The sequence below is a fragment of the Nioella sediminis genome (assembly GCF_001879695.1).
Taxonomy (GTDB): Bacteria; Pseudomonadota; Alphaproteobacteria; order Rhodobacterales; family Rhodobacteraceae; genus Nioella; species Nioella sediminis.
Genome location: NZ_MNBL01000111.1, coordinates 1 through 12,067, shown reverse-complemented (window position 1 = coordinate 12,067; position 12,067 = coordinate 1). Strand labels below are relative to the sequence as shown.

Genomic DNA, 12,067 nt, shown 5'->3' with positions numbered 1-12,067 from the left:
GGTCAGCGCCCCTACAAATCTGGCGGGTGGATACGGCGCTGCACGGGCAGTGTCAAGCGATTCATCCCCGCCCGGGATGACTTTCCCTGTTTCCCGTCATAGCCTGCCGCCATGGTGAAGGAAACCGATCTCTATCCGCCGGTGAAAGCCTTTCTGGAAGGGCAGGGCTACGAGGTGAAATCCGAGGTCGGTGCCGCGGATGTGGTGGCCTTGCGTCCGGGCGAAGACCCGGTGATCGTGGAGCTGAAAACCCGTTTCTCGCTAGCGCTGTTCCATCAGGGGGTGGCGCGGCTGGCGCTGGCGGACCTCGTCTATCTGGCGGTGCCGCGCGGCAACGGGCGCGGATTTCAGAAGGCATTGAAGGAAAACGTGACGCTCTGCCGCCGCTTGGGGCTTGGCCTGCTGACCGTGCGGCTGCGCGATGGCTTCGTCGAGGCGCATTGCGATCCGGGGCCATATGCGCCGCGCATCTCGAAACCGAAACGCCAGCGGCTGCTGCGAGAGTTTTCGCGGCGTGTCGGCGACCCGAATAGCGGCGGGGCCACGCGGGTGGGACTGGTCACCGCCTACCGGCAGGACGCGCTGCGGTGCGCGGCCCATCTGGTAGAAAACGGCCCGTCACGGGGGCGGGACGTGAAGGCCGCCACCGGGGTGGACCGGGCCACGACCCTGATGCGGGACGACCACTATGGATGGTTCGAGAAGGTGGAGAAGGGTGTTTATGCGTTGACGCCCAAGGGGGTGGAGGGACTGAACGCGTATGGCGCGCCGGACTCGCATTCCGGCACGGCAGAGACCGAGAATACCTGCTGACCTGCCTTTTTGGGTTTTCCATTCGCCTGCGGCTTGTGTCACATAACCGTTACATTCGCCGAGGCAGCACGACATGTCCCTCACGGTTCTTCTGGCGGTCCTGGGTGCGGCCTTGCTGCATGCGGGCTGGAACGCCATCATCAAGACGGGGCTGTCCAAGCAGACCTCGATGTTCCTGCTGTCGGTGGGGCATGCGGCGATCGGCTTTGGCGTCGCCCTGACCAAACCGTTCCCGGTGGCAGAGGCATGGCCGTGGCTGCTGGCCTCGGGGCTGATCCATATGGCCTATCAGCTGTTCCTCGCCTTCGCCTATGAACAGGGGGATCTCAGCCGCGTCTATCCGCTGGCGCGCGGGGCCGCGCCGATGATGGTGTTGGTGGTGAGCGTGCTGTTCCTGTCCGACCCTATGGGCGTCATGGACTATGTGGGCGTTCTGGTCCTTGGCCTCGGCATCGCCTTCATGGCGCGCGGGGTCTTCACAAACGGGGAATCGCGGCGGTTGTTGCCCTTTGCGTTAGGTTCGGCCATGGCCACGGCGGGCTATACGCTGGCCGACGGGTTGGGCGCGCGTGTGGCGGGTGATCCGCTGCAATATGTGGGCTGGCTGATGATGCTGTCGGCGCTGTTCTACACCCCCGCTGCCATCGCACTGCGCGGGGTCGAGGTGATCCGGGCCAGCAGGCGGGACTGGATCATGGGGCTGATCGCGGCGGCGGCGAGCTTTGCCGCCTACGCGATTGCGGTCTGGGCCATGACGGTTGCCCCGCTGGCGCTGGTCGCAGCGCTCAGGGAAACGTCGATCCTGTTTGCGGTGCTGCTTGGCTGGCTGCTGTTTGGCGACAAGATGGACCGGGGCAAGATCATTGCCGCCGTTCTGATTGTCTCAGGCGTTGTTCTGACCCGGCTCTGACCACCGGACGGTCGCGTCGCCCGCCGCCATGTCGCCCTTTGCCCGGTCGAAGCGCAGATAGGCAATGGCCCGCCCGCCCGATTGGGTAAAGAGCGTGCCCGCCGGTTTGGCCCCCGCCATGATCGGGGTGCCCACGGGGACGCTGCCATCTATCTCCACCGTGACCAGCCCCTTGCGCAGGGTGGTCTTGTGTTTCATCCGCGCGGTGACCTCCTGTCCAACATAGCAGCCCTTGCGGTGGTCGACCCCGTGCAGCCGGTCATAGCCCATCTCCAGAATGTAACTGTCCTCGGGGATCAGTTCGATGCCGGTTTCGGGGATGCAATGGGCCACGCGAATGGCGTCCCAGTCGATCTGCGGCGCGCTGCCCTCCATCCCATAGGCCCGCCAGCCGAGGGCCTTGTGGCGTGGGTCGGCAAAGGCCCCGTCCGGAACCTCGGCAAGGCCACGGGCCACCGGCAAACCGCTGTCATCGATCGTCACGGCGGCACGCAGCTTGTACATCGAGAGACGCCGGAACAGCCCCGGCGCAAGGTCACCGGCCACGTCGAGCAGGATATCCTCTCCCCGGTCGAGCAGAAAGAAATCGGCCAGAAACTTGCCTTGAGGAGACAGAAGCGCAGAATAGACGAGCGCACCGGGCCGGGCGTCATTCGTCACCAACCCGTGCAAGAAGTGATGCGCATCCTTGCCTGCAATCCGCAACACGGTGCGATTCTCTGCCTTTTCGCCGGTCATCCACGTTTCCTTTCGCGTCTTCCCCGTCATATAGGACGGCAGACCGTCCTGAACCATGGGCTTTCGCAAGATGCCTGCGCCGCTGTCCATCATCATCCCCACCCTGAACGCAGCACCTTTGCTGGCGGCGACCACCGCGGCGCTGATGGAAGGGGTGGAGATGGGGCTGGTGCGCGAACTGGTGATCTCTGACGGCGGGTCCACGGATGAAACGGCAGAGGCCGCGAGGGAACTGGGCGCAGTCTGGGTCAGCGGCCCGGCCAGCCGGGGCGGACAACTGGCGCGCGGGGCGCAGGCGGCGTCGGCCCCGTGGCTGCTGTTTCTGCATGCCGACACGCATCTGGCCCCCGGATGGGGCGAAGCGGTTTTGACTCATATGAACCGCAACCCCGACCGCGCGGCCTGTTTCCGCCTCGCCTTCCGCAGCGAGGCGAGCGCCGCACGGCGCGTGGCAGGATGGGCCAACTGGCGGACGCGGGCGCTTGGCTTGCCTTATGGCGATCAGGGGCTGCTGTTGTCGCGGGTGCAGTACGACCGGGTTGGCGGCTACCCGGACCAGCCGCTTATGGAAGATGTGGCGATCGCGCGCGCCCTGAAAGACCGGCTTGTAATGGTGCCGGTGGAGGCGCGGACATCGGCAGCGCGATACGAGGCAGAGGGCTGGGTGAGGCGCGGGGCGCGCAACCTCGGCACCCTGCTGCGCTACCGGATGGGGGCCGATCCGGCGCGGCTTGCACGGCGCTATCACGGCACCGATTGACCCCGCCTGCGAGGGCGGCTACCGCTTTCACATGCCCTCTTGAAAGGTCCCGACATGAGCCTCGCCAACGGTCGTCATTACCTCGCCATTCCCGGCCCTTCGGTCATGCCCGACCGCGTGCTTCAGGCGATGCATCGACCTGCGCCCAACATCTATACGGGGCAGTTGGTGGACATGACCGCAACCATCGTTGCGGATCTAAAGCAGGTGGCGCGGACCCGACATGAGGTGGCGATCTATATCGCCAACGGCCATGGCGCTTGGGAAGCGGCGCTGTGCAACACCCTCTCACGGGGCGACAGCATCCTGATTCTCGGAACCGGGCGGTTTTGCCAAGGCTGGGGCGAGATGGCGCGCGGATTGGGGATCGAGACCGAGATCATCGATTTCGGCTTCCGCGCGGCGGTGGATCTGGACCGCGTGGCAGAGGCTCTGCGCGCCGATACGAGCCACAAGATCAAAGCGGTACTGGCGGTGCAGGTCGATACGGCCTCCTCGGTCAAGAACGACATTCCCGGCCTGCGTCGTGTGCTGGATGAGACCGGCCACCCGGCGCTGCTGTTTTCCGACAATATCGCCTGCCTGGCAGTGGATGAGTTCCACATGGATGACTGGGGCGTCGACGTGATGGTGACGGGCTGCCAGAAGGGGCTGATGGTGCCGCCGGGCATGTCCTTCGTCTTTTTCAACGACAAGGCGGATGCCTCCCGCGAAACGGCTGACCTCGTGACGCCCTATTGGGATTGGCGCCCGCGTGCGAACCCGGCGCTCTACTATCAGCATTTCTGCGGCACCGCGCCAACGCATCACCTGTATGGGCTGCGCGAGGCTTTGGACATGATCCTGCACGAAGAAGGGCTAGAGGCAGTCTGGCACCGCCATAAGGTGCTGGCAGGGGCTGTCTGGGCCGCGTTCGAGGCATGGGGAACAGACACCGATATCGAGCTGAATATCGCTGGCCCGGCAGAACGTTCGCACGCGGTGACGACGGTTCGCATGGGGGGCGTGGCAGGCACGCGCCTGCGCCACTGGCTGGAGCAGCAGGCGGGGATCACGCTTGGCATTCCGCTTGGCGCACCGGAAGAAGACGCCAATGGCATCTTTCGCATCGGCCATATGGGACACGTGAATGCGCATATGGTCATGGGCGTGCTTGGGTCGCTACAAGCGGGCATGACCGCGTTGCGCATTCCCCACGGACCGGGCGGACTTGATGCAGCAGCTGAGGTCATCGCAAAGGGATAGAAGAATTTTGAACCAAAATTCTTCCGACCTTCCCAAAATTCTTCTGGAAGAATTTTGCTGACCTGAAAAATCTTCCAGAAGATTTTTCCTAGTCGTTCGCCTCTGCCAATGCGGCGGGAAGCACTTCTGCGAAGGCTGCAAGATCTTCGTCGCGCCCGCAACTCACGCGGATGCAGCGATCCTGTGGGGACGTGAACGGCATGCGCACGAAGATTCCTCGCGCCACCAGCCCCTGAAGCACGGACCGAGCAAAATCCCCGTCGCGACCGCAGTCGATGGCCACGAAATTGGTTGCTGACGGCAGCGGTGTCAGCCCGTTGTCCCGTGCGATCCGGCCGATCTGGTCGCGGGAGTTCGCAATCCGCTCCACCGTTTCACGCAGGTAATCCTGGTCCTCCAACGCCGCTAGCGCGGCGGCCTGCGACACGCGGCTCATGCCGAAATGGTTGCGGATCTTGTTAAAGGCGGTGATCAGCCCGGCCTCTGCGATGGCATAGCCCACGCGCATGCCCGCAAGACCGTAAGCCTTGGAGAAGGTGCGCATACGGATCACGCGGGTGTCGCTCGCATCAAGCGGCGGGATCGCATCGGCAGGGGCGCTGTCGCAATAGGCCTCATCCAGCACAAGAAGGCAGCCCTCGGGCACCGAATTGATCAGATGCTGTACGGTGTCCGCGTCGTGCCAACTGCCCATGGGATTGTCGGGATTGGCGAAATAGATCAGCTTGGCGCGCGTTTCATGCGCCTTGGCGATCAGCGACAGCGGGTCTTCATGGTCGTCGGCATAGGGCACCTTGTGAAGCTCGCCGCCGAACCCGGCCACGTGGTAGTTGAAGGTCGGGTAGGCCCCGTCCGAAGTGACCACCGCATCGCCAGGTTTGATCAGCAGACGAACCAGATAACCAAGCAGGCCGTCGATCCCTTCACCCACCACGATGTTTTCCATGCCCACACCATGATGGGCCGCAAGCGCTGCGCGCAGATCGTAGGATTCCGGGTCACCATACATCCACGCCTCATTCGCGGCTTCGGCGATGGCTGCCTTGGCCTTGGGAGATGGACCGAAAACGCTTTCATTGGCGCCAAGCCGCGCGCGAAAAGCCTCGCCGCGGGCCCGTTCCTGGGTTTCGGGGCCCACAAAGGGGACGGAGGCGGGGAGGCTCTGGACGAGCGATGTGTAGCGTGGACCGATCATGGCAAGAGAAGAACCCAAAAGCGAAGCGACGCGCAAGGGTTTCCCGCGCGTCGCTGGTTGTAACAGAAGGGCTGGCTGTTAGCCAATCTCTGCCAGACGCGCAAGCGCGTCCTTGATCTTGGCCTCTTCCTCTTCACGCGCGGCGAGATTGTCGCGGGTTTCCTCGACCACCTCTGCCGGGGCGCTTTCGGCGAACTTCGGGTTGTTCAGCCGTCCGCGCAGCCCGCCCAGTTCCTTTGCCAGCTTGCCAAGCACCTTTTCCAGCCGCGCCTTTTCCTCGTCCACGTCGATGATGTCGGCAATCGGCAGGCCGAAGACCGCACCTTCGACGGCGATGGTGACGGCCCCTTTAGGCAGCGTGTCCACGGTGTCCACGCCGACAACGCGGGCCAGCCGCAGGATCATCGCTTCGTTGCGGTTCCACGCAGCTTGTCCCTTGGCGTCCAGTTCCGCCTGCAACAGCGGCACCTTGAGACCGGCAGGCACATGCATCTGCGCGCGAACGGACCGGATGGCTTCGATCAGGCCGATGACCCAGTTCATCTCGCGGTCGGCTTCGGCATCGACAAGCTCTTCGCCGTAGGTCGGCCAGTCGGTGTGGACCAGCAGCTTTTCGCGGTCCGCAATCTGGCCCCACAGCTCTTCGGTGACGAAGGGCATGGTGGGGTGCAGCATCACAAGGCACTGGTCGATGACCCAGGCCATGGTGGCGCGGGTTTCCGCGATCACCGCCTCGTCGCCCGAGGCGAAGAGCGGCTTGGCGAATTCCAGATACCAGTCGCAGACCTTGCCCCAGACGGTGGCATAGAGCCCGTTGGCCGCGTCATTGAACCGGTAGGCATCGAGTGCCGCGTCATGGGCGACGCGGGCGCGGGCGATTTCGCCCACGATCCAGCGGTTGACGGTCTGGGTGACGCCCGCGGGGTCGAAGCCCGGCACCGGTTTGCACTCGTTCATCTCGGCGAAACGGGCGGCGTTCCAGATCTTGGTGGCGAAGTTGCGGTAGCCCGCGATGCGCTGCGTGGACAGCTTCAGGTCGCGGCCCATGGCGGCCATGGAGGCGAGCGTGAAGCGCACCGCATCCGCGCCGTATTCGTCAATCAGTTCCAGCGGGTCCAGAACGTTGCCAAGCGACTTGGACATCTTCTTGCCCTTCTCGTCCCTCACGAGGGCGTGGACATAGACCGTGTGGAAGGGGATCTGGTCGACCACGGCCAGTTGCATCATCATCATCCGGGCGACCCAGAAGAAGATGATGTCGAAGCCGGTGATCAGCGTCGAGGTCGGGAAATACTTGGCGTAGGCCTCGGTTTCCTCGGGCCAGCCAAGCGTGCCTATGGGCCAGAGACCGGAGGAGAACCAGGTGTCGAGGACATCTTCGTCACGTGTCAGGGCCTTGCCACCCGACATGACGACTGCTTCGTCCTCGGTCGCGGCGCAGTATTCGTTGCCGTCGTCGTCATACCAAACCGGAATCTGGTGCCCCCACCACAGCTGGCGGCTGATGCACCACGGCTCGATATTCTCCAGCCAGTGGTAATAGGTCTTGGCGTCGCGTTCGGGCAGGATGCGGGTATAGCCTGCGGCCTCGTCGAATTCGCCTGCCTCCTGCGCGGCCATGCCCTTGCGAACGGCGTCCAAAGCCGGGCCGACGATCTTGGCGGCATCCACGAACCACTGGTCGGTCAGGTAGGGTTCAATCGCCACCTTGGACCGGTCGCCATGGGGCACCATGTGCTTGTCTTCGTCGATCCCGTCGAGCCAACCGTTGTCGCGCGCCTCGGTCACGATGGCATCGCGGGCCTCGTAGCGGTCCATGCCGTCATAGCGTTCGATGGCCGCGCCGATCATGTCTGCCGGGCAGCCCTCCGCGAAGTCGTCATTGCCGCGCAGGAACATCGCCGCGCGGGTGGTCATGACGTTGATGGCGCGCAGGCCGGTGCGCTTGCCCACTTCCATGTCATTGAAGTCATGCGCCGGTGTGATCTTGACCGCGCCGGTGCCCTTTTCGGGGTCGGCATATTCGTCGGCCACGATCGGGATGGAGCGGCCACAGATGGGCAGCGTCACGGTCTTGCCGATGAGGTGGGCATAGCGCCGGTCCTCGGGATGAACCGCAACGCCGGTATCGCCCAGCATCGTTTCAGGCCGTGTCGTGGCGACGGTCAGGTAATCGCGGGTTTCCCAGTCGGTCGGGTTGCCTTCCTCGTCGAATTCGATCGGGTGTTCGTAGGTCTCGCCGCCATCCAGCTTGTAGCGCAGGCGCCACATCTTGCCATTCACCTCGACCTGCTCGACCTCCAGATCGGAAATCGCGGTCTCGAAATGCGGGTCCCAGTTCACCAGCCGCTTGCCGCGATAGATGAAGCCCTTGTTGTACATCTCCACGAAGACCTTGATCACGGCATCGTGGAAATTGGCGTGGTTGCCGCGATCCGGGTCGCCCTCTGCCCCGCCCATGGTGAAGGCCTCGCGCGACCAGTCGCAGGAGGCGCCGAGGCGCTTCAACTGCCCGATGATGGTGCCGCGCGATTTGACCTTCTGTTGCCAGACCCGGTCGAGGAATTTCTCACGCCCCATTTCGCGGCGCGAGGGTTCGCCATTCGCGGCCATCTCGCGTTCGGTCACCATCTGGGTGGCGATGCCCGCATGGTCGGTGCCGGGTTGCCAGAGCGTGTCGAAGCCCCGCATCCGGTGCCAGCGCACCAGGATATCCTGCAACGTGTTGTTAAAGGCATGGCCCATATGCAGGCTGCCGGTCACATTCGGCGGCGGGATCATAATGCAGAAGGTTTCGTCCCGGCTGGCATTAGCACCAGCGGCAAAGGCATTCGCCTCGTCCCATTTCGCCAGGATTTTCGGTTCGGCCTCGGCGGCGTTAAAGGTCTTTTCCATCGCCTGCATGTCCCATGTTCTAAGCTTGAGGGTGACTTATCCGCTTCGCGGGCAAAGGCCAAGGGCACGGGCAGGGAATTGCGGTGAAATCGCGTGGGCTGGACAGTTGCCACCGGCTTGATACCTATGAAGGCGAGGCAAGTCGGAGCAGGTCATGAAATTCGGAAGCAGCCAGTCGGTCACGAGGGAAGAGGATCAGCGGTTCCTGACGGGTCAGGGGCGCTATGTGGACGACATCGCGCCGGAGGGGGCGCTGCACTGCTATCTGCTGCGCAGCCCGGTGGCCCATGCGGAGATCGCCGAGTTGGATGTGTCGGAGGCGCGGGACGTGCCCGGTGTGCATCTGGTGGTGACGGCGGCGGATCTGGCGGCGGCGGGGCTGGCCAATTCCATCCACTTCACGGTGATCGACACCGAAGACGGGGGCAAGGCCGCCGCCCCGCGCCGCCCGATCCTTGCCGAAGGCCGGGTACGCTTCGTGGGCGAACCCGTGGTGTTCATCGTGGCCGAGACCATGGTGGCAGCACGCAATGCGGCGGAACTGGTCGTGCTGGACTTCGACGAGTTGGAGCCGAAGCTGGATGTCGCCATTGGCGGGCCGGAGATCCACCCCGAAGCACCGGGGAACCTGTGCTATTCCTGGGGGGCTGGCAACAAAGAGGCCGCAGACAAGGCCCTGACGGACGCGGCCCATGTGGTCAAGGTCACGGTGGAAGACAATCGGATCATGTGCGCCAGCATGGAGCCGCGCGCGATTTATGCCGAGATGCAGGGCGAGCGCCTGCATGTCTGCGAGAACGGGCAAGGGGTGTGGACGAAGAAGGCCGAGATATCTGCGTGGCTCGGGGTCGATCCCGAGATTGTACATGTGACCACGCCCGATGTAGGCGGGGCCTTCGGCATGAAAACCATGCGCTACCCGGAACATTTCCTGCTGTCCTTCGCGGCGCGGGAACTGCGCCAGCCTGTCCGCTGGATGGCCGACCGGACGGAATCCATGCTGTCCGACAATGGCGGGCGCGACCTGACCTGCACGGCGGAACTGGCCTTCGATGCCAATTACAAGCTGACGGGTTATCGCCTGCACACGGTCTCGAACGTGGGGGCCTATGTGTCGGGCTTCGCCCAGATCATCCAGAGCCGCCTGTTTTCCCACGTCTTTCCCGGAGTCTATGACGTGCAGGCGGCCTATATGAACAACAAGGCGGTGTTCACCAACACGACTCAGGTCGACGCCTATCGCGGGGCCGGTCGGCCCGAGGCGATCTATGTGCTGGAACGCGCGATGGACCATGCGGCGCGGGTTCTGGGGGTGGACCCGATGGAGCTGCGCCGTCGTGCGTTCATCAAACCGGGGCAGATGCCCTACAGGACGGCGGCAGGTGAACTCTATGACTCAGGCGATTTCGCACGGGCGATGGACCGGGCCGCGCGGGAGGCCGACACCGCCGGGTTCGACGCGCGCCGGGCCGAAAGTGCCGCGAAGGGCAAGCTGCGCGGTCAGGGGCTGTGCTATTACATCGAGGCCATCTTGGGCCAGCCGATGGAAACCGCAAAGGTGGAGCTGACCGGGAGCGGGGCCAAGGTCTATGTCGGCACACAATCGGCGGGTCAGGGGCATGAGACGGTCTATAAACAGCTGCTGCGCGACAGGTTGGGGCTGGCACTCGACCAGATCGAAATCGTGCAGGGCGACAGCGACCAAATCGCCAGGGGCGGCGGCACCGGCGGGTCTCGGTCGGTCACGGTACAAGGCTCGGCCATATACGCGACCTCTGACCTGCTGCTGGAGGGACTTCTGCCCTTCGCAGAGGAGGTGATTGGCGCCGAGGGTGCGCGGTTCGATCCAGAAGAGGCCGTCTTCCGCGCACCGGGGTCGAACACGGTCGTAGGTCTGATGGAACTGGCCGAACGGGCCGAGGCGGAGGGGCGCGCCGATCTGCTGGTGGCCCAGAAGGAAATCCGCAACGCGGGCCGGTCCTTCCCCAATGGCTGCCACATCGCGGAGGTGGAGATCGACCCCGACACCGGTTTGTTAACCATCGAGCGCTACACTGTGACCGACGATCTGGGCAACCTCATGAACCCGATGCTGGTCGAAGGGCAGATTCACGGTGGCATTGCGCAGGGGGCCGGACAGGCGATGAACGAACGGGTGGTCTTCGATGAAAACGGGCAGTTGCTGACGGCAAGTTTCATGGATTACGGCATCCCGCGCGCCGGGGATTTCCCGTTCTTCGACTTCCACTCGGAACCGACCGAGACCGAGACCAACATGCTCGGCATGAAAGGCTGTGGCGAGGCGGGGACCATCGGCGCGATGGCGGCAGTGGCGAACGCGGTTCAGGATGCGCTGTGGCCCGTGGGGGTCAGGGTTGCGGATATGCCGTTCACGCCGCATCGTGTCTGGCAGATGATCGAGGAGGCAAAGGGCGCGATTGGCACCGATCAGGGGTAAATGGTCTTTCTGGCGCGGGTTTCGCAACGAGGAACCGCGCCTGCCGGATGTTCGGCCCGCCTGCACCCATGTGGTGCTGCTCGATGGCACCATGTCTACCCTGCGCCGGGGTCAGGAGACCAATATCGGCCTGACCTATCGGCTGCTCTCGGAACTGCCCCAATCGGCCAATGTGATGCTGTATTACGAGCCCGGAATCCAGTGGCGCGGGGTCAAACGCTCGGTCGAGGTGTTGGCCGGGGTCGGGATCAACCGCCAGATCAAGCGCGCCTATCTGTTCCTGGCCCGCAACTACCACCCCGGCGACCGGATCTTCCTGATGGGCTATTCGCGCGGCGCCTTCGCGGTGCGGTCACTGGCGGGGCTGATCGACAAACTGGGGTTGCTGCGGCCCGCGCAGATCAGTGAAGAGGCGCTGGAGCGGCTCTATTGCCTGTATCAGGAGGCGCCGGACAGCCAGCAGGCCCGCGCCTTCCGCGCCGCGCGCTGTCATGACCGGGTACGGATCGAGATGGTGGGTGTCTATGACACGGTGCGCGCGCTCGGGCTGCGCTGGCCTTTGCTTTGGCGACTGGCCCCGCAAGCGCATGAGTTTCACAGCCACGAGTTGGGCCCCTCGACCCGCCACGGGCGCCACGCGCTGGCAATGGACGAAACCCGCGATGTCTACGCACCCGTCATGTGGACCCTGCCCGAAGGGCGTGAGGGCGATGTGATCCAGATGTGGTTTCGCGGCACCCACGGGGATGTGGGCGGCCAGCTTGGTGACTGGCAGGCGGCACGACCGCTGGCGAATATCCCGCTGGCCTGGATGCTGGGAGAGGCGGAACATTGCGGTCTGCCCCTGCCGCCCCATTGGCGCAGCCGCTACCTGACCGATCCGGGTGCGCCCTCGGTCGGGACCATGCGCGGCTGGAGCCGGATCTTCGTGCTGCGCCGCAAGCGGCGGATTGGGCTGGACCGGTCCGAAAGGGTGCATCCAAGCGCCCTGCCCGCCGCGCGTCAGGCCGGGTTGCCGGTAATGTCGGACGGGGCGCTGCGGATTGGATAGGC

At 64.3% G+C, this 12,067-nt stretch carries 9 protein-coding genes; 6 read left to right on the top strand and 3 right to left on the bottom strand.

Going from position 1 to position 12,067, the window contains the following annotated elements; genetic code table 11:
- The first annotated feature begins 111 nt into the window (after positions 1–111).
- Together BKY26_RS13780 and BKY26_RS13775 are read left to right on the top strand one after the other, a co-directional pair.
- Positions 112–813, top strand: a complete 702-nt coding sequence (locus BKY26_RS13780; RefSeq protein ID WP_071690963.1) for a DUF2161 domain-containing phosphodiesterase — start codon at positions 112–114, stop codon at positions 811–813.
- A gap of 73 nt (positions 814–886) precedes the next feature.
- Positions 887–1,723 carry an EamA family transporter gene (locus BKY26_RS13775; RefSeq protein ID WP_071690962.1) on the top strand — a complete coding sequence of 279 codons (837 nt, stop codon included), beginning with the start codon at positions 887–889 and terminating at the stop codon, positions 1,721–1,723.
- Here BKY26_RS13775 and ygfZ read toward each other — a convergent pair.
- Positions 1,697–2,461, bottom strand: coding sequence for a CAF17-like 4Fe-4S cluster assembly/insertion protein YgfZ (ygfZ, locus tag BKY26_RS13770; protein ID WP_071691003.1), 765 nt, complete (start codon positions 2,459–2,461; stop codon positions 1,697–1,699). The two genes, BKY26_RS13775 and ygfZ, sit on opposite strands and share 27 nt — an antisense overlap.
- Positions 2,462–2,531: 70 nt before the next feature.
- Between ygfZ and BKY26_RS13765 the strand changes: the two genes are divergently transcribed.
- Together BKY26_RS13765 and BKY26_RS13760 are read left to right on the top strand one after the other, a co-directional pair.
- Positions 2,532–3,221, top strand: coding sequence for a TIGR04283 family arsenosugar biosynthesis glycosyltransferase (locus tag BKY26_RS13765; protein ID WP_071690961.1), 690 nt, complete (start codon positions 2,532–2,534; stop codon positions 3,219–3,221).
- Positions 3,222–3,275: 54 nt separating this feature from the next.
- Positions 3,276–4,466, top strand: a complete 1,191-nt coding sequence (locus tag BKY26_RS13760) for a pyridoxal-phosphate-dependent aminotransferase family protein (protein WP_071690960.1) — start codon at positions 3,276–3,278, stop codon at positions 4,464–4,466.
- Between the two features lie 88 nt (positions 4,467–4,554).
- Here the strand turns inward: BKY26_RS13760 and BKY26_RS13755 are convergent, their stop codons facing one another.
- Both BKY26_RS13755 and BKY26_RS13750 read right to left on the bottom strand, forming a co-directional pair.
- Positions 4,555–5,661: a pyridoxal phosphate-dependent aminotransferase gene (locus tag BKY26_RS13755; RefSeq protein WP_071691002.1), complete on the bottom strand. Its 1,107-nt coding sequence runs from the start codon at positions 5,659–5,661 to the stop codon at positions 4,555–4,557.
- Positions 5,662–5,739: 78 nt separating this feature from the next.
- Complete coding sequence (locus tag BKY26_RS13750; protein WP_071691001.1) at positions 5,740–8,556, bottom strand: valine--tRNA ligase; 2,817 nt, start codon at positions 8,554–8,556, stop codon at positions 5,740–5,742.
- Positions 8,557–8,710: 154 nt separating this feature from the next.
- Between BKY26_RS13750 and BKY26_RS13745 the strand changes: the two genes are divergently transcribed.
- Both BKY26_RS13745 and BKY26_RS13740 read left to right on the top strand, forming a co-directional pair.
- Positions 8,711–11,014, top strand: coding sequence for a xanthine dehydrogenase family protein molybdopterin-binding subunit (locus tag BKY26_RS13745; protein WP_071690959.1), 2,304 nt, complete (start codon positions 8,711–8,713; stop codon positions 11,012–11,014).
- A complete protein-coding gene (locus BKY26_RS13740; RefSeq protein WP_083431456.1) occupies positions 10,995–12,065 on the top strand; it encodes a DUF2235 domain-containing protein in 1,071 nt (356 codons plus the stop codon). The genes BKY26_RS13745 and BKY26_RS13740 overlap by 20 nt, the downstream gene beginning before the upstream one ends.
- Positions 12,066–12,067 lie beyond the last annotated feature (2 nt).